A 17374-nucleotide genomic window follows, 5' to 3' on the forward strand; every position below is an offset into this window, starting at 1 on the left:
CCCGAGAGGTATCGGGACATGAACGCTGCGGCGGACGGTACGACAGTCCTGGTCGTCGACGACGTCGACGCCAACCGTTTGGCGATGGGCGCGGTGCTCCACCGCGCCGGACATCGCGTCCTGCCCGCCGTCAGCGCCGGCGAGGCCCTCATCGAGCTGGACGCCAGGTTCAGATCAGGTGCCCTGCCGGATGTGGCGCTCCTGGACATCGGGCTGCCCGATATGGACGGCCTCGAACTGTGCCGCCGGATGAAGGCGCACCCGGGGATCGCCCCGATCCCCGTGGTGCACTTCTCGGCGGCCGCGGTCGACTCGGGCAACCGCAGCCGGGGCCTCGACGCGGGAGGCGAGGCATACCTCACGGTCCCGGTGGAGCCGGCCGAGATCCAGGCCGTCGTCCGTGCCGTGCTGCGCGGTTCGCGGGCCAGGCTGGAAGCCGTCGCCCAGGCCGAGCGGCTCGGCCGGTTCGCCTACGTCATGGCGAGCGTGCACGCGGCGCGCTCGGCCCAGGAGCTGGCGGACCTGGCCGCGGCCGCGGTCACGGAGATCACCGAGGGGCCCGCCGCCGCCTTTGTCTTCGGCACCGACGGCGAACTCTGCACCGGCTCACCGCTGCTCAGCGCGCACCTTCCCGTCCCCGGTGCGCAGGAGGCGGTCGCCCGTGTGATGCAACGCGCCATGGCGGGGCGCGCGGGCGTACGGAAACTCCTCGCCCCCGTCCCTCCCTGGCCGCCCGGCTACTTCCCCGACGGATTGGGGACGGTCCGGCTCCTGCTCGCCCGCAGCCGGATCGACCATCCACCGGTCTGCTTCGCCGTGCCCCAGTACCCCTCCCACGACGCGGGCACCGACACCCTCCTCGGCCAACTCGCGCACGCCACCACGACGGCGGCCGAATCCCTGCACCTGTACGCCGAGGAGCGGCGCACCGCGCTCACCCTCCAGCACAGCTTCCTTCCCCGGGCCGTTCCCGAACTGGTCGACGCCGAGCTGGCGTTGCGCTACGAGCCTGCCACCAGGAAGGCCGAGATCGGCGGCGACTTCTACGCGGCGCTCTCCACCCCCGCCGGGCTGCTCGTCGGGGTCGGCGACGTCGTCGGCCACAACCTCGAAGCGGCCACGGTCATGGTCGAACTCCGCCATGCGCTCCGGGCGTACGTGGTGGACGAACAGGACCCTGTCTCCCTGGTCACCCGGCTGGACCGGATGCTCCAGCGCTACCACCCCGAGGCAACGGCCACGGTCTGCCTGGCCCTCATCGAGCCGTGCACCGGCCGTGCGCTCGTCGCCAACGGAGGCCACATCCAGCCTCTGATCGTCCCCGGCGCCGGCCAGGGCGAACCGCACTACATCGACTGCGCGGGACCCCTGCTCGGCCTCGGCCTCGACCACCCGCCGCCCACCGAGGCGTCTCTCGCGCCCGGCGACCGGCTGCTCATGATCACGGACGGGCTCATCGAGACCAGGGGCACCGACCTGGCCGTATCCCTGGAGGACCTGCGGACGGCGGCGGCCGCGGCCCCCGAGGGCGTCGAGGAACTCAGCGACGCTCTCCTCGACCGCTTCGGCCACCGCGAGGACGATGTGGCGCTGCTGGCCCTGCGCCTCAAGACCCGGACTCAGCCCGATGAGGCCTCCTTCTCCAGCAAGGTCACGCCGTAGACAAGCCCGTCCCGCGCCCTGACCTTGCCGGGGAACTCCCCGACCACGCGGTATCCGGCCGACTCGTAGTACGTACGCAGGCGGGGATTGGACGTCACACAGTCCAGCCGTACGAACGGACGCCCCGCCTCCGCGATCCGCCGCTCCGCGTGCGCGAGCAACGCCGCCCCGGTCCCCGCCCCCGCGACCTCCCGGTCGACCATCAGCCGGTGCACATAGCCGGCCACCGGAGGCTGTTCACCCCAGGCCTCCACGTCGTCCCACCACAGCTCGCAGGCGCCCGCGACACGGCCCTCCGCGGTCTCCGCGAACCAGACCTCGCCCTCCTTCATCCGCAGCAGAAAATGCTCGGCGCTCTTGTCGCCGGACTTCCACTGGTCGATGCCGCTCTCGCGCATCCACCGGGCTGCCCCCTCGAACAGCTCCACCAGCGTCTCTGCGTCGGCGGGGCTGTCCGCCATCCGGAAGGTCAGTTGTGCATTCATATCGATCACCGTAAAGGTGACCACTGACAGCCGTACAACGAGGAGCTCCCATGCCGCAGATCACCGTCGACTACTCCGACACGCTCGACGCGTCCTTCGACCGCCGCGGATTCGCACTCGCCCTGCACCCGGTCGTCGTCGAGAAGGTCGCCGCCCGCACCCCTGCGTGCAAGACGCGCTTCCGTCCCGTGCAGGAGTTCACGGCCGGCGACGGCGAGGGCAAGGACGCGATCGTCCACGTCGGCATCGGGCTGCTGCCGGGCCGCACCGACGAGGCCAAGGCGAGCCTCACGGAGGCCGTCATCGGCCTCGTACAGCAGCACATCAAGCCCACGGACCTCACGCTGCACATCTCCGCCGAGGTGAGCGACCTGGACGCCTCGTACCGGAAGAACTGAGCCCACTTCGCCGAGTGGTCATGGAGTCCGGGGGAACCCGGACCTCATGACTCTGACCGAACCGCAGCCGCAGGCGAAGCAGGAGCGCACACCTCCCCGGCGGTCCTGGTGGATCAAGGTGCCGATGATTTTCGTCGTGCTGTTCGCCCTGCTCTTCACGGCGTCCCGGCTCGACTTCCTGCCCGGCTGGGCAGACGTATTCGGCGAGGAGACACAGGACAGGACCGGTCCCGCACTCCTCAAGTCGATCCAGGACATGAGCCGTTACGAGGCGGCGTCCGGCAATTTCCAGGTCGTCGTCGACCTGGAGAAGGACGCGAAGTTCCTCCCCGACGCGGTCAAGGGTTCGCGCACGCTGTACGTGGGCGCGGGCAGCGTCGGCGCGGCGGTGGACCTGGGCAAGGTGGCCAAGGGCAACGTCGTCACCAACAAGGACCGCACCGAGGCGACGCTCCACCTGCCCCACGCGACCCTCGACAAGCCGGCCCTGGACCCGGACCGCTCGTACGCGGTCTCCAAGCAGCGCGGTCTGCTCGACCGTCTCGGCGACTTCTTCTCCGACAACCCCAACAGCGAACGCGCCGTCCAGTCCCTGGCGGCCAAGCACATCGGCGAGGCGGCAAAGGACAGCGGCCTGGCCGCACGCGCCGAGAAGAACACCACCACGATGCTCCAGGGCCTGCTCCACTCCCTGGGCTTCAAGGACGTCACCGTCCTCTACGACGTGGGCGCCGCCGCCCGCTAGGACCGGCTGCGCTGAGCCGGGATCATCCCGCCACCCAGCTGCGCGAGGCGCCCGAGCAGATCACCGAAGGGCCCGTCCGCGGGCTCTTCGCCCAGGATCCGCAGCACGATGCCGGCCATCTCGTCGTCGTACGCGGCACTCACGGCGGCCAGCGCCGCGAAGTCGTGCACCAGCTGCAACTCCAGCTCGCCGCGCGGAATCCGCCGCCCGTCGAGCCAGATGAGAGCGGTGGACTCGGCGAGGGAGACCCACGACCGCACGACCAACTGCAGCCGGGCGGGCGGCTCCTGCGTCTCCAGATGGGAAAGGATCTGCAGATACGCGGCGTTCCGCACCTCGTCGATCATGGCGTTGGTGGTGGACGAACCGACGGCGGGACCCCCGCGCATCAGGGCGGAGAACCCGGGCCCGTGCTCCTCCACAAAGTCGAAGAACCGCCCCATGACCCGCAACAGCCGCGCCCCCAGCGGCCCCTCACGGCTCTCCACGAACCGCTCGGCGAGCTCGTCGGCGGCCCGTCGCAGCGCGGCCTCGTACAGCGACTGCTTGCCCGGGAAGTAGTGATAGACCAGCGGCCGCGAGATCCCGGCGGCCGCGGCTATCTCGTCGATCGAGACGTCATCGGGGGAGCGATGGCTGAACAGCTCCAACGCCACACTGATCAGCTGCTGCCTGCGCTCTTCGACGCCCATCCTGCGGCGTACCCCGGTGGTCATGCCAACAGCCTACCGACTGGGCGAAGACGCCCCCGTCCCAGCGCCGGCGTACTCTCTGCGGATCTTGCAACGGCGATGGTGATCCAGGGGTGGGCGAATGAGATCGGGACAGCTGTGGAGACGTACGGCAGCAGCAGGGGTGCTGCTGGTGGCGACCGCGGGCTGCGGGGTGGGCACGGCGGGGCAAGGAGCCGAACCGCGTCGGCCGGCGCAGGAGTCGGTGTCCGGATCGACGGCGGCTCCCATGCCGGAGACCGTCACCCGCAACGCGGCCGCCACGGCCGACGAGCGCAAGCGTGTGGAGCAGTTCTGGAAGCAGGGCGGGATCGCGGACATCGCAGAATACGACGGGACCACGAGCTTCAAGCCCGCTGCCTGGTCCAAGGGCGGGGCGATGGCCAGGTCCGTCGGGCGGCTGTACGCGAAGAGCGCCGATGGGAACCTCGGCGCCTGCACTGCCACAGTGGTGGGCAGGAACACCGTGGTCACCGCAGGCCACTGCGTCAGGACATCGACGGAGGGCGAACCCGCACAGAAGGCGACCTGGGACCAGAACCTCTACTTCGTGCCCGGATACCGGGACGGGAAGGCCCCGTTGGGTGGCTTCGTCGTACGCCGGGTGCACATGGCGAAGGAGTGGCAGGAGGACGGCAGCGACATCGCGATGCTGGAGATGAACCCCGCCTCTGATGGCCGGAGCGTGTCGGAGGTGGCCGGCGCCCAGAGAGTCACCTTCAAGCCCGAACAGGGCGTCCGTATCGATGAGTTCGGCTATCCGTACACCTCTCGACTCCTCCAATGCGCGGGCACCGGTGTCCAGGATCCGGAAGTCCCGGCCATGCTCGCGATCCCCTGCCACATGGGCGTGGGATCGAGCGGCGGTCCGTACGTCACCGATCTCGACCCCTCCACCGGCGGGGGAACCGTCGTCGCCGTGAACGTCAGCGGCAACGACACGACCAGCTACGGCACGCCCCTGGGGGAACTCGCCCGCCTGCTCCACACCCGGTCCGAGACGCACGCGAGTGCGGCGGGGTGAACCGCCGCCGCGGGCCCGGCGGATTCGTACCGTCACGGCTCTAGGAACCTCAAGGTGCGCTCGCTACCCTCCGCGCATGATTTCCACCGTGGTCTGGGGTACGGGGAACGTCGGTCGCGCGGCCATTCGTGCCGTAGCGGCCCATCCGGCGCTGACGCTCGCCGCAGTGATCGTCCACAATGCCGACAAGGTCGGGCGTGACGCCGGTGAACTCGCGGGGCTGGAGAGCGAGTTGGGTGTCGCGGCCACCGACGACATCGACGCGGTGTTCGCCGCGCGGCCGCGCGCCGTCGTCTACGCCGCCTCCGGGGACATCCGGCCCGAAGAGGCGCTCAACGACGTCGTACGGGCCGTGGGGGCCGGGGCCGTCGTCGTGACCCCTGCGCTCTACGCGCTCTACGACCCGCCCAGCGCGCCCCCCGAGTTCAGGGATCCCGTCCTCGCCGCAGTCGCCGAGGGCGGCGGATCGCTCTTCGTCTCCGGCGTCGACCCGGGCTGGGGCAATGACGTACTGCCGCTGCTCGTCAGCGGGCTCGGGACGGTCATCGACGCGGTGCGCTGCCAGGAGATCTTCGACTACTCCACGTACGACCAGGCGGACTCCGTCCGCGATCTCATCGGCATGGGGCACCCCATGGACTACCAGCCGCTGATGCTCATGGAGTCCATCCCCACCATGGTCTGGGGCGGCCAGATCCGGCTGATGGCGAGGGCCCTGGGCGTCGAAGTCGACGAGATACGCGAGACCATGGCCCGGCGGCCCCTCGACACCACCGTCGAGACCCGGACCATGGGCACCTTCGAGGCCGGCACCCAGGGCGCCGTGCGGTTCGAGGTGCAGGGGATCGTCGGGGGCGAGCCCCGCATCGTCATCGAGCACGTCACCCGTATCCACCCCTCCTGCGCCCCCGACTGGCCGCTCCCGCCCGGCGGCGGCGACGGCGCACACCGTGTCGTCATCGAGGGGCGGCCGCGTATCGAGGTCACCGTCGAGGCCACCGACGAGGGCGAGAACAGGTCCGCGGGCGGCAACGCCACCGCCGTCGGGCGTCTCGTCGGCGCCATCGACTGGCTCGCGGACGCGAAGCCCGGACTGTACGACGCACTCGACGTCCCGCTGCGCCCCGCAGCCGGCAGGCTCGGAAGGAAGCACGCGTCATGATCATCGAGATACCCGAGGGCGAAGAGCCCATCCCGTACGTCTGGGGCGACATGGTCCCCGGCATCGGCATGGCCGCCGCCAACTTCTCGCTCGCCGTGTACGCGCACACCACCCTCGGCCTGCGCGAGTTCGAGGCCGCCAGGCTGCGTATCGCGCAGATCAACGGGTGCGTCTTCTGCCTCGACTGGCGGACCGAGAAGGACGGCGAGAAGGTCGAGGACACCTTCCCCGAAGCGGTCACCGAGTGGCGCACCACCAGCGTCTTCGACGACCGCACCCGGCTGGCCGCCGAGTACGCCGAGCGGTACGCGCTGGACCACCACAATCTCGACGACGCGTTCTGGGAGCGGATGACCGCCCACTACAGCCAGGTCGAGATCGTCGAACTGAGCATGAGTATCGGCTCCTGGCTGGCGTTCGGGCGGCTCAACCACGTCCTCGGGCTCGACTCGGTCTGCGTACTGCCCAAGGTCTGAAGGCGCCCGGCTAGAGGTCCAGCACCAGGCGGTCCCCGGTGCAGCGCGACACGCAGATCAGCATCGAGTCGTCGCGCTCGGAGTCGGTGAGCAGCTCGTCGCGGTGGTCGATGTCGCCCTCCAGGACCCGCTGCTGGCAGGTGCCGCAGAAGCCCTGTTCGCAGGAGTACGAGACGTTCGGCAGCTCCGCGCGGACCGCGGCCAGCACCGTGGTGCCGGGGGCGACCGTGATCGTACGGCCGCTGCGGTGCAGCTCCACCTCGAAGGCGCCTCCGGTGGTCGCCGCGCCGGGCGCGAAGCGCTCCAGGTGGAGGGAGGCCGTCGCCGGGACGGCTTCGGCGACCGCCGTCATGAGGCCTTCGGGGCCGCAGCAGTAGAACGCGGTGCCCTCGGCCGCTGTCGTGAAATCCAGCTCGGGGAAGCCCAGTTCGTCCTCGGCGACGACCTCGACCCGGTCCGGTGCGCCCAGCTTCTCGACCTCGTCGAGAAAGGGCATCGAGGAGCGTGAGCGGCCGCAGTACAGCAGCGTCCAGTCCGCACCCGCCGCGTGCAGCTGCCGCAGCATCGGCAGGATCGGCGTGATCCCGATCCCGCCGGCCACGAAGACGTACGACTCCGCCTCGACCAGCGGGAAGCGGTTGCGCGGGCCGCGGATCTCCACCACGTCCGCCTCGTCGAGCACGTCGTGGACCTCGCGGGAGCCGCCCCGGCCATCCTCGATACGGCGGGTGGCGATCGTGTACGCGCCCCGCTCGGCGGGGTCGCCGCACAGGGAGTACTGGCGGATCAGACCCGAGGGGAGCACCACGTCGATGTGGGCGCCTGGAGTCCACGCGGGCAAGTCATCGCCCTCCAGACGTAGTTGGACCACACCCTCCGCCGGTGATGTGCGCTCGGTGATGGTGGCGGAGAGACTGCGGCGGCGCGCGCTGTAGCCCGAGATGGGTTCGTCGAGGGCGGGCATCGGCCACAGCGGGGAGCCCGAGACACGGCGGCTCAGGGCGCGCCGGGCCAGCAGCGCCGCCCCGGCTATGAGGACGACGTGACGGATGCGCGGCATGTCAGTGGGTTCCCTTCGCGGCGGGGGACGAGGCGAGATACGCCACGGCCTGGGCGGTGCTGGCCTCCTGCGAGGGGTGGTAACTCCGGCTCAGATAGCGGGGGATGGAGCGCACCATCGCACCGGTGGAGGGCAGCATGCCGACACGGCCGCGGTGCCGCAGCGCGGTGAACGTGGCCTTCCCGTCGTGCAGCGTCGGGTCGTTCTCCATGAAGAAGCGGGTGCCGCGCTGCCAGAGGAAGATCAGCGCGGTGAAGGCCGTCGCCCAGGTGCGGGCCCGGCGCCGGTAGCCGCCGTCCACATGCATGAAGAGGTCGAAGGCCACCGAGCGGTGCTCGACCTCCTCGGCGCCGTGCCAGCGCAGCAGATCCAGCATGGTGGGGTCCGCGCCGCGCCGGTCGAGGGCGTCGGCGTTGAGCACCCAGTCGCCGAGGAACGCCGTGTAGTGCTCGATCGCGGCGATGATCGCGACGCGTTCCAGGAGCCACCAGTCACGGGCCTTGCCCGGCGGGAGCGTCCGGTCGCCGAGCAGCTTCTCGAAGAACCAGTCGACCTGGGCGGTGTACGGCGTCGGGTCGAGGCCGAGCGCCTTGAGGTGGGGGAGCACGTCGTCGTGCGCCTGGGAGTGCATCGCCTCCTGGCCGATGAACCCCATGACGTCCTCGCGCAGCCGGTCGTCCGTGATGAGCGGGAGGACCTGCTTGTAGACGTGCACGAACCAGCGCTCGCCGGCGGGCAGCAGCAGATGCAGAACGTTGATCGTGTGGGTCGTGAAGGCGTCCCCCGGCACCCAGTGCAGAGGCGTCTCGTCCCAGGAGAAGGAGACATTGCGGGGCTTCAGCGGGGTGTGCTCCGACGCCACCACGTCCGGCTGCGTATTAGACATGGCGTCAATGTACTGACCGGTACGGGGTGAAGGGCACCCCCTGGACGCCGGTTTTTTCACCGCAGCGCTCCGACCCGCGTCCCGTCCCGCAGCCTGCCGTTCAGCTCCGCCTGTACGCCCTGCCGCGCCCGTACGGCCAGAAAGCGGCCCGAGGCGCTGCCCTCGGCCCCGCCCGTCGTGGCCAGCGAGGCGAACTGGGAGCTGCCCGCGGCCAGTACGTACCACTGTCCGCCGCGCGACTTCCAGAGCACTCCAGCGAGCACCCGGGGGCTGCGCACCCCGCAGGCGGGCGTGGACTCGGAGCGGGCCGCGATCGCGCCAGGCGCGCCCGGCTTCGGGGACGGGGGCTGGAACTGGGCGAGCGCCCTGCTCCCCGTGCCGCGCCAGGTCTCGGCCCTGGTGCAGACCCAGGACGCGGTGCCGTTGTCCTCGGGGAGCACCTGGCGGGCGTAGCTCCAGGAGTTCACCGACCGCACCCCGTGCGAGCGCACCCCGGGCAGCAGGCAGGCCGTACGGGCCCAACTCGCCAGCTCCGCAGGTCCCTTGACGTCATGCGGGGCGCTCGGGGTGCCGGAGGTCAGACGCGCCGGGGTGAGCTCGCCGAGGTCCGTCATCAGTCGGTCCGAGACGTCGTCGCGCAGCTCCAGGGCGTCCCAGGAGGTGCAGCTGCCGGCCTGCGCCGGGCTCGGCACGGGGTCCGTCACGCCGTCCTTCGTGCGGCGCACACGGTGCGAGCCCGCAGCCGGGTCGAGCAGGTCGCGTACGGCCGCCTCACGGACCCAAGGGGCCGTGAGATAACGGACGTTGCCGTCGGTGCGGCCCACCACCAGGGCGTTGGCCGCCGCCGCGTCCGCGCCGTCCACCCGCGCGAAGTCGAGCGCGGCGCCCGAGGAGTCTCCGTCCGCGGCCTCGGCGTAGCGCACGACGCGCAGCCCGTCGTAGAGCAGGACGACAGCCGCCTGGTCGACCGTGCCCGCGAACAGGAGCTGGGGCGGGCCCATCGCGGGCCCCGACGCGGTGCCCGGGGTCGCCGAGACCCGCACCGCGCTGCCGGGCCGCGCCCACACCGCGAGCGCGCGCCGCAGCAGTCCGGTGTCGTCTGCGCGGTCGCCGCGGGCGGGCCAGACGGAGAAGTCGGTACGGGACGACGCCTGCCAGGCGGCGGGCGCGACCCGGGTCAACTTCCCCGGGTCCAGAGCCTGTTCGGCGGCCGGGTTCTGCGCGTACGAAGGCGCCGCGGCCCCGTCGGGGCCCCAGCCACCCCCGGGCAGGGTCAGCAGCGCCCCGCACACCAGCAGCGCGGCCCCCGCCACGAGCGCCGCCCTGCCGTGCTGGCGGCGGCGCATCAGATCGGTCGGGCGGGCCTGCAGCGAACAGGGGTCGAACTCGGGCGAGGCGAGCAGTTCGTACTGCGGAAGCACACCGTCCGCCGTGGCCAGCGCGGCCTGCGCGTCCGCCCCCGCGACCCCCGCCTCCGTGAGGGCGCGGTGCACCTGGGTGTCGTCCAGCTTCTCCAGACCGCGCAGCACATAAGCGGCCCTGGCAGGCCCCGAGAGCGTGGACAGCCGCTGGTCCAGGGCCAGTTCGTCCGCGCCGCCCGAGCGCGGGAAGAGCCGCAGACCCCACACCTGCGGAAGCAGCGGGGGCAGCTGCGCACGCTTGGGCCAGGCCTTGCGGACGAGCGGGATGCCCGCCTCCAGCGCGGACTTCAGGACCCGGCCGCGTACGTACGCATAGCCCGGATCCGTCCCGTCCGGCCGCCGAGGCGCCGGGATCGCCTCAGGGCCCGCACCGCGCCCGCGCGGCAGCGAGCGCTGCGCGAGGGAGTGCGCGGTGAGGACCCGGCGGTTGCGGCCGAGCGACGGCGGCAGCACGAGGTACGCGATGCGCACCAGCCGCGGATAGTGCTCGACGAGCGCGGCCTCGGCCTGCTCGACATCGACGGACGGCGGGGACGAGGGGACGGCGGCGGGGGCAGCCTGCTTCGTGGGCACGTTCAGCTGAACGAGCGAATCGTGCGATGGTCACCCCGCAGCCGCGGAACGGCAGTTGAGGGGGAGGCGTCAGGCGCCCGCGGTGAGCCGGATACGGATGCGCTCGACCGACTCGTCGTCCACGCCGAGGCCTTCGCGTACGTACTTCTCCAGCGAGCCGTAGCGCACGTCCACCTCTTCGAGCGCGGCGGCCAGATACTCGGGCACCACACCGATGATGGCGAGGGCGATCTCCGGGTCGCCGCCCCGCGCGACGAAGCCGTCGATGAAGGGGGCGAAGGCCTGGCGGACCGCCGGATTGACCGCCAGGTACTCGGTCAGGATCGTCTGCTCGTCCGCGCCGAGCAGTCCGAGGATCACGGTCGCCGCCCAGCCGGTGCGGTCCTTGCCCGCCGTGCAGTGGAAGAGCAGCGGGCCCGCGTCGTCGGCGGCCAGCTCGGTGAGGAGCGTGCGGTACGCGGCCTTCGCGGATTCGGAGGAGACCAGCGCGCGGTAGGTGTCCGCGAAGACCGCCTGCGCCTTGCCGCCGCCCAGCTCGCGTTCCGCGACGGCGGGGTCGGAGAGGATGTGCTTGAGCTGGGCCGCGGCCGGCTTGTCGCGGGCGCTGATCGTGTCGGCGAGCGCGTCGGCGACGACCAGGCGGACGTCGGACGGCACCAGGTCGGGGTGGTCGGCGCGCTCCGCCTCGGTGCGGAAGTCGACGACCGTACGCAGACCGAGTGCGGCCACGGCTGGGTCGGCGGCCGGGTCGAGGCGGTCCAGCTGGCCGGAGCGCAGCACGAGGCCCGCGCGGACGGTGCGGCCGCCGGAGAGCGGGAGGCCGCCCAGATCACGGAGGTTGGCGACGGTGGTGGCTGCGATCGCGTTCATGGCGGCTGACTCCTGGTGCTTTCTACCGGTTTCCGGTCGAACGGTAGTCCACCAGGGAGACTCCCATGCCCAGCGCCAGCGCCGCGAAGTGCCCCGCGTCCGTGAAGGTCCGCCCCCGCCCGAGCAGCGGCCGGGCCCCGATCGCGAGGAGAGCCCCGCGTGCGGCGGCGCGCAGCGGACCGGCCGGGAGCGCCCCGGTCAGCGCGCCGAGCACCGCGTTGAACCCATAACTGGCGCCCACGTCCACCGCGGTGCGGGTCGCGGCAGGGGGCCGGCGGGCGCGCAGGCCCCCGTACACCAGCAGGGTCGCGCCCGCGTGCCCGAGCGCAAAGACACCGGCCGCCCACCAGGCGCCGTACGCGTACTCCGCATAGCCGAGAACGGCCAGGAGCAGCAGCGCGTACGGCAGCTCCATCGGCTCCTCGACCATCAGCGCACTGGTGACAAGGGTCGACCAGCGGCCTGCGTCCAGGTTCTCCGCGTTGGTCGAGCAGGCGTGCAGCAGGCGCTCGCGCGCGGGGGCGCGCAGCAGGCGGTGCACGGCGTACGCACCGAGCTGCACGCCCCCGACATAGGCGGGGGTGAGGGCGATCACCCGCCCATGATGGCCCATCCGCTGAATTCCACCGTGCCGCGCACGCCGCTGCCGCCGTTGCACGCGCTCATGAAGATCCCCGCGTCCTGCACCTCGGCGGTGCGCGGCATGGTCACCGTCGCGATCTTCCGCCAGGTGGCGCCGGCGTCGGTCGAGCACTCACCGGTGTACGCACCGGCCGCGCGCGTCAGCCGCAGCAGCACCGGGGCCTTGATGCCGGTGATGCGCTTGTACGTGTCGAGGGTGCCGTCGCCGTTGGTGTCGTACGACATGACGACGCCCTGGCCGGGAGTGGCGGCGAGATTCAGGAAGGCGGGGGAGCCGGCGGTCCCGAGGGCGTTGCGGACCATGAGGCCGCACCGTGCCCAACTCCCGGTGTTCTCCTGGGAGTCGACGCGCACCACGACGCTCACACCGTCGCGCATCACGCCCGGCCTGAAGGCCGTCCCGAACTGCGAGGTCCCCTTCCACAGGTCCTGCCCGCTGCCGTTCACCGCGATCCGGTCGCCGAGCTGCCCGAAGACGGCCTGATTGCTGGTGTACATGGACCAGCCCGCCTCCAGGGGTGTCGCCAGGTACACCGCGCTCTGCTGGGTGACCGCCACCCGGTCCTCGCCGCGCGGCCCGAAGTCGGTGCGCAGGCTGTACGGCATCGGGCGCAGCGGGTCGGTGAGCGGGTCGGACGGGGCTGTGACCTGCCAGGACACGGTGCCGGTCGCACCCGGGCCGACGCTTTTCAGGGTGGCGGCGCCCGGAGGGTTCGCGGCGAGACCGGTGAGGGTCAGGTCGACGCGTCCCGTCGCGCGCAGCCCGTTGAGGTTGCGGAAGGAGGCGGTGACGGTGCCCGTGGAGCCCGGGGTGAAGGCGACGGGGTCGGCGGTGACGGTGGTGGCGCCCTGGTAGGGGGCGGCGGCGAGGGTGTCGTGGACGCGCTGGGCGGTGCGGTGGGCGTCGCCCGTGGCCCGTACCGGATACGGGTCCGTCTTGTGGGTCCAGGCCTCCTCGTCCGGGTACCAGTCGAAGGCCCTGGCCGCCCTGCCCTCGGTGAGCGCCGCCTCCAGTTCGTCCAAGTACGCCTGCCACTGCGGCAGATGGACGTCGCGCAGCAGGCCGTTCCAGTCGCGGTTGGCGTAGTTGCTGAGGTCGTCGGCGGCGGTGCGGTCGGCCCAGGTGGTGATGAGGGTGCGGGCCGTCCACTCCAGCTGGATGGTCTCCTCCGGGCTGGTCGCGAGGCGTTTGGCGTCCTCCAGCCACGGTCCGAGGAGGAACGCGCGGTGGCAGCCTGACATGTCGTCGGCCAGACGGATCAGCTTCAGCCAGAGGGCCGCGAGGGGGCGGAAGTTGGCGAGGTCCTTCGTCGCGTAGGCGGCGCGCAGCTGTCCCATCAGGGTGCGCGAGCGGTTGGCGACGGCCTGGCGGGCGAGGTCGGTGAGGTCGTAGCGGTACGCGTCCGAGTCGCGCAGCGAGCTTCGTACGTCGAGGAGCGAGGCGAAGGCGGTGTCGAACTGGGCAGGATCGAAGGCGAAGTTGACGGACGAGCCGATGCTGGGGCGGCGCGAGAAGAGCGAGTCGACCGGACGGCCGTCGGCGGAGGTGAGCCGGTAGGCGGAGGTCGCGAGCGCGGTGAAGGCGGCCTGTGCGGCGTGGTCGTCGCCGCCGTAGCGAAGGGTCGGGTACGTACGGAACCAGTCGGCCCTGTCGGTCTTCTCCTCGCGCCAGGCGAGCTCGCTGAAGAGCTCGAAGGCGGCGGGGTCGCGCTCGGCGGCCTCCGGCATGTACGCCGTGCCCACACAGGCGCTGCCCGGCTTGTCGCGCCAGGCGGTGAACCGCTCCGTCCAGCGGTCGGAGTTGGCGCCGATCGTGGTGCGGCCGCCGAAGTTGGGGATGGTCCCGAAGGCGTACGGTGCTCCGCCCCAGTCGCTCTCGCGGTCGGTGACCGTGTCGAGGTCGGAGAGGCCGTCGACGATGAGGATGCGCTTCGTGTCGATCGCCGCGAGCAGCTCGGGGCGCGGATTGGCCTGCCAGCCGAGGATCACCCAGGTCGCGCCGGGGCGTGCGGTCTGCAGGGAGGTCTCCACGGCGCGTGCCGCATCGGGTACGGGGACGTCCCCCGCGGTGCCGCCCTCGTGCAGCAGGTCCATCTTGAAGTGGCCCGCCTCGCCGAAGAGTTCGCCCTGGTGGCGGTAGAAGGCCGCGGCGACCTCGGGGAACACGGGGGTGCGCGGATCGAGCCAGTCAGGGCGGTGCAGCCCGTTCCAGGTGCCCTGCGGGACGACGCGGGCTCCTGGGTTGCGGGCCACGAAACCGTCAGGGACCGTCCCGAAGTAGCCGGGGAAGACCGGGTGCATGCCCATCTCGCGCATGCGGTCGGCGATGCGGCGGCCGAGGTCGGCGCGGCGGTCGATGAGGGCGGGGGAGAGCGGGCCACCGTAGCCGCTCATGTTCTGCAGCAGCCACCACGGCTGGTGCGAGGGGGCCGGGAGCCAGGTCCTGGCCTCGGTGTCGGAGTAGCCGAAGTCCTGCAACAGCCGGTGATAGACGGCCTCTTGGCCCGCTGTCACCAGGACTTCGTTGCAGCCGTGCAGGGCGAGCACGTCGATCATGTGCTCCCAGCGCGCCCAGTCGGCGTACGGAGCGGTGTATCCGTCATGAGTGTCGTTGAACGCGAACCGGTGCGGCACGGTCGCCGAGCGCTCGACGGGGCGGCGGGGCGCGGGCAGCCGGGAGGGGAGGTCCAGCTGCTCGGAGTTCCAGGAGATATGGGCGTGACAGGTGTACTTGAGGTACCAGTTGACGCCCGTCAGGGCGGTGGCCGCGGAGGTCGCGGCGACCTCGATACGGCCGTGCGCACCGGAGACGCGGAAGCGGTCGGCGCCGCCGGTGAGGGCCGTCAGACGGAACTGGCCGGCGTGGCGGGGGAGGAGGCGCTGCAGGGCGGCGCGGGCGGGCCCCAGGTCAGGGGCGGTGGCGGCGGATACGGAGGTCTCGGCGGCCGATGCGGGGGTGTGGACGCCGAGCGCCGCACCGGCCCCGATCGCCCCGGCGGTGCTCAGCAGCGTACGTCTGGACAGCTCTGGCATGGGCGCTCCTCGTGTGACCGCTTGTGTGACAACAGGTGCGTGCGCAGCGCACGTTAATGACGAGGAGGGGGACGGGCAATGGTGCGTACGAGGTGATGGGTTCGCCCGCGCGGAAGGGGCCGCGGGCGGCACGATGGGCGGATGCGTACCCAAGCGGTAACGGCGGTGGCAGCCGTGGCCATGGGCCTGAGCCTGGGTCTGATGGCGGGCTGCTCCGACTCCCCCGACGTACCGAAGACCGCGACCGGCAGCCTGGAGCAGCTGGCCGCGAAGGCCAAGTGCGCCCCTGAGATCGCCACCGACGCGGCGGAGCTGCGGCAGGCCAACTGCACGACACCGGACGGGCGTTACGTCCTGGCGACCTTCGCGACCGACCGTGGCCAGCGCGAGTGGATCAACGGGGCCAAGGACTACGGCGGCACGTACCTGGTCGGCCGCAAATGGGTCGCGGTCGGCGAGGACAAGGTGGTGACAGCGCTGCGCGGCCGGCTCGGCGGGACGGTGGAAGCGGGCTCGCAGCACCACTCGGGGAGTAGCGGCAGTGGGGGGAGCGAGCCCGGGCATTCCGGTCACCACGCGAGCTGACCGCGCAGGTTCAGGGGGCCGGCCGGAGCCGGCCCGGTGTGGTCAGGTGCACCGACGGCCCGTGTTGATGCAGCCGACCACCTTCTTCATCAGCTGGTCGCTGAAGACGTTGATGAAGTCGCCGTGATCGGTGACGGGCTTGTGGAGCTGCTCGGGGAAGGAGTCCACGGCGAACCCGGGTCCCGGCGGGACCGCGTACACGATGCGCTGCACCAGCTGCGGGATGGCCTTGAAGCCGTTCTGGCACGCACCGTTGCGGTCGGCAAAGGCCACATGGGTGCGGTGATTCGCACTGTCGGTGTTCTGGCCGTCCCAGCAGCTCTGGAAATGGAAGGTGCGGACCACTTTGCTGCCCCGGGGGCAGATCGGGTACTTGTCCTTGAGCTGGCGGTTCTCGAATCCGGTGCAGGACCAGGAGGCATTGGCGTTGGCATCACCATTGGTGAAGGCCTTCGCGTCGCCCGTGATGATCCGCAGAAAACGCGGCATGGCGACGACCTTGGCCACGGGATTTCCCACCCAGTTCAGGGTGACCTGGGCAGGGGTCTGGATGATCCCGGTGTTCTGGTCCTGGCCGCCGCCGGGGGTGTTCACATCCTTTGCGTCCTGACCGTTCTGCAGGCGCAGGACAGGCCAGTAATAAGTGGACTTGTCGCCCTGATTCCGGCAACTGGTCTGTCCGTCGGCCAGTTTCTGGTCACTGGCGAAGGCATCCGTCGCCTGGTTTCCGACGTAATCGTGCATATGGTGTGCGCCATTGCTCACACCGGGAGCGACGATGACATTGTCCGGATTGAACTTTCCGTTCTGATTGCGGCCGCAGTTGGACGTGAAGGTGCCGGCCGATCCGGAGCGCCGGCTGCGGGGCGTGCTGACGTTGGGGCGTACGGACCTGATGGCGACGAAGTCGGCGGCCTCGGGGCCGTTGCCCTGCTTGACCTGGCCGTTGTCCGTACCGGACGAGGGCGAGGACGCGGATGAGGACGGCGAGGGGGATGCGGAGTTGCCGTTCCCGCCGCCTTGACCGCCTCGCCGGCTGCCGTCCTGGTTGTCGTCGGCGCGCAGGGTGCAGGGAGCGAGGCTGTCGAGTCCCTCGGGCCGCTCGGTATTCGCGCCGATGGCATTGGCGATCCGGTCGATGCTGTCCAGGCGTTCGTCCTTCAGCGGGCCGAGAAGTGAGCTCTGCGCAAGATCGGGGTCCTGGGATATCCGGTCCCTGGAATCCGCGAACCGCTTGTACGCCTCGGTGATCTGGCTGTCGAGTGTGGCCAGTTGTGTGTCCACTTCCTGACGGGACCCATCAGGGACCTCGGGTAACCGATTGCCCACATCGGGGCAGTTGATGGTCGACATCTGCTGCCATGTGTTCGAGCTCTGACCGGATTCCGGCTGGGCCGAAGTGGTTTCTCCGGCAGAGGCGTACACATTCAGCCCGGCGAGCCCGCCTCCGCCCAGGAGCAGTGCGGCCGAGGCGACAATCGCCCGGTTCGCCAGCGTCGATCGTTTTCGCGATGTGCGTCCCATGGAACTCCTCAGCTTCGTATCCGGGTATGGGGGATCCCGGCGGGGGTGAAGCGCGACGTTCCATACGGACGGGGAATGCGGTTCGTTCAGCGTCCGG

Annotated in this window: 16 protein-coding genes; 7 read left to right on the forward strand and 9 right to left on the reverse strand. The window is 71.0% G+C overall.

Annotated elements, in window-relative coordinates; genetic code table 11:
• Positions 1 to 18 precede the first annotated feature (18 nt).
• Complete coding sequence (locus AB0H78_RS27765; RefSeq protein WP_363237339.1) at positions 19 to 1662, forward strand: fused response regulator/phosphatase; 1644 nt, start codon at positions 19 to 21, stop codon at positions 1660 to 1662.
• Here the strand turns inward: AB0H78_RS27765 and AB0H78_RS27770 are convergent.
• Positions 1620 to 2147: a GNAT family N-acetyltransferase gene (locus tag AB0H78_RS27770; RefSeq protein WP_363237340.1), complete on the reverse strand. Its 528-nt coding sequence runs from the start codon at positions 2145 to 2147 to the stop codon at positions 1620 to 1622. The two genes, AB0H78_RS27765 and AB0H78_RS27770, sit on opposite strands and share 43 nt — an antisense overlap.
• A 50-nt stretch (positions 2148 to 2197) precedes the next feature.
• Between AB0H78_RS27770 and AB0H78_RS27775 the strand changes: the two genes are divergently transcribed.
• Together AB0H78_RS27775 and AB0H78_RS27780 are read left to right on the forward strand one after the other, a co-directional pair.
• A complete protein-coding gene (locus tag AB0H78_RS27775; protein ID WP_363237341.1) occupies positions 2198 to 2545 on the forward strand; it encodes an isomerase in 348 nt (115 codons plus the stop codon).
• Between the two features lie 124 nt (positions 2546 to 2669).
• Positions 2670 to 3290, forward strand: coding sequence for a DUF4230 domain-containing protein (locus tag AB0H78_RS27780; protein WP_363237421.1), 621 nt, complete (start codon positions 2670 to 2672; stop codon positions 3288 to 3290).
• Here AB0H78_RS27780 and AB0H78_RS27785 read toward each other — a convergent pair.
• Positions 3287 to 4006 carry a TetR/AcrR family transcriptional regulator gene (locus tag AB0H78_RS27785; RefSeq protein ID WP_363237342.1) on the reverse strand — a complete coding sequence of 240 codons (720 nt, stop codon included), beginning with the start codon at positions 4004 to 4006 and terminating at the stop codon, positions 3287 to 3289. The two genes, AB0H78_RS27780 and AB0H78_RS27785, sit on opposite strands and share 4 nt — an antisense overlap.
• Positions 4007 to 4103: 97 nt before the next feature.
• On the opposite strand from AB0H78_RS27785, the gene AB0H78_RS27790 reads away from it, so the two are divergent.
• The 3 genes from AB0H78_RS27790 to AB0H78_RS27800 all read left to right on the forward strand — a co-directional run bounded on the left by AB0H78_RS27790 (position 4104) and on the right by AB0H78_RS27800 (position 6683).
• Positions 4104 to 5045, forward strand: a complete 942-nt coding sequence (locus tag AB0H78_RS27790; protein ID WP_363237343.1) for a trypsin-like serine protease — start codon at positions 4104 to 4106, stop codon at positions 5043 to 5045.
• A 76-nt stretch (positions 5046 to 5121) separates the two neighbouring features.
• The gene (locus tag AB0H78_RS27795) at positions 5122 to 6207 is read left to right on the forward strand and encodes a dihydrodipicolinate reductase (RefSeq protein ID WP_363237344.1); all 1086 of its coding nucleotides are present in this window, start codon (positions 5122 to 5124) and stop codon (positions 6205 to 6207) included.
• Entirely contained in the window at positions 6204 to 6683 is a 480-nt protein-coding gene (locus tag AB0H78_RS27800; protein ID WP_363237345.1) for a carboxymuconolactone decarboxylase family protein, read from the forward strand. The genes AB0H78_RS27795 and AB0H78_RS27800 overlap by 4 nt, the downstream gene beginning before the upstream one ends.
• A gap of 10 nt (positions 6684 to 6693) precedes the next feature.
• Here AB0H78_RS27800 and AB0H78_RS27805 read toward each other — a convergent pair whose 3' ends face one another.
• From AB0H78_RS27805 to AB0H78_RS27830, 6 genes are all read right to left on the reverse strand, one after another.
• Positions 6694 to 7743: a PDR/VanB family oxidoreductase gene (locus AB0H78_RS27805; protein WP_363237346.1), complete on the reverse strand. Its 1050-nt coding sequence runs from the start codon at positions 7741 to 7743 to the stop codon at positions 6694 to 6696.
• A gap of 1 nt (position 7744) precedes the next feature.
• Positions 7745 to 8629, reverse strand: coding sequence for a metal-dependent hydrolase (locus AB0H78_RS27810; RefSeq protein WP_363237347.1), 885 nt, complete (start codon positions 8627 to 8629; stop codon positions 7745 to 7747).
• A gap of 56 nt (positions 8630 to 8685) precedes the next feature.
• Positions 8686 to 10623 (reverse strand): hypothetical protein, encoded by a 1938-nt coding sequence (locus AB0H78_RS27815; protein WP_363237348.1) that lies wholly within the window; start codon positions 10621 to 10623, stop codon positions 8686 to 8688.
• 69 nt (positions 10624 to 10692) lie between these two features.
• Positions 10693 to 11493, reverse strand: coding sequence for a tyrosine-protein phosphatase (locus AB0H78_RS27820; RefSeq protein WP_363237349.1), 801 nt, complete (start codon positions 11491 to 11493; stop codon positions 10693 to 10695).
• Positions 11494 to 11515: 22 nt separating this feature from the next.
• Positions 11516 to 12088 (reverse strand): rhomboid-like protein, encoded by a 573-nt coding sequence (locus AB0H78_RS27825; RefSeq protein WP_363237350.1) that lies wholly within the window; start codon positions 12086 to 12088, stop codon positions 11516 to 11518.
• A complete protein-coding gene (locus AB0H78_RS27830) occupies positions 12085 to 15168 on the reverse strand; it encodes an alpha-N-acetylglucosaminidase TIM-barrel domain-containing protein (protein ID WP_363237351.1) in 3084 nt (1027 codons plus the stop codon). The genes AB0H78_RS27825 and AB0H78_RS27830 overlap by 4 nt, the downstream gene beginning before the upstream one ends.
• Positions 15169 to 15348: 180 nt before the next feature.
• Here AB0H78_RS27830 and AB0H78_RS27835 point away from each other — a divergent pair, with 180 nt between their 5' ends.
• Positions 15349 to 15753 carry a hypothetical protein gene (locus tag AB0H78_RS27835; RefSeq protein WP_363237422.1) on the forward strand — a complete coding sequence of 135 codons (405 nt, stop codon included), beginning with the start codon at positions 15349 to 15351 and terminating at the stop codon, positions 15751 to 15753.
• Between the two features lie 42 nt (positions 15754 to 15795).
• Here AB0H78_RS27835 and AB0H78_RS27840 read toward each other — a convergent pair whose 3' ends face one another.
• Positions 15796 to 17277, reverse strand: coding sequence for a DUF1996 domain-containing protein (locus AB0H78_RS27840; RefSeq protein ID WP_363237352.1), 1482 nt, complete (start codon positions 17275 to 17277; stop codon positions 15796 to 15798).
• Positions 17278 to 17374 lie beyond the last annotated feature (97 nt).

This window comes from Streptomyces sp. NPDC050738 (assembly GCF_040654175.1).
GTDB lineage: Bacteria > Actinomycetota > Actinomycetes > Streptomycetales > Streptomycetaceae > Streptomyces.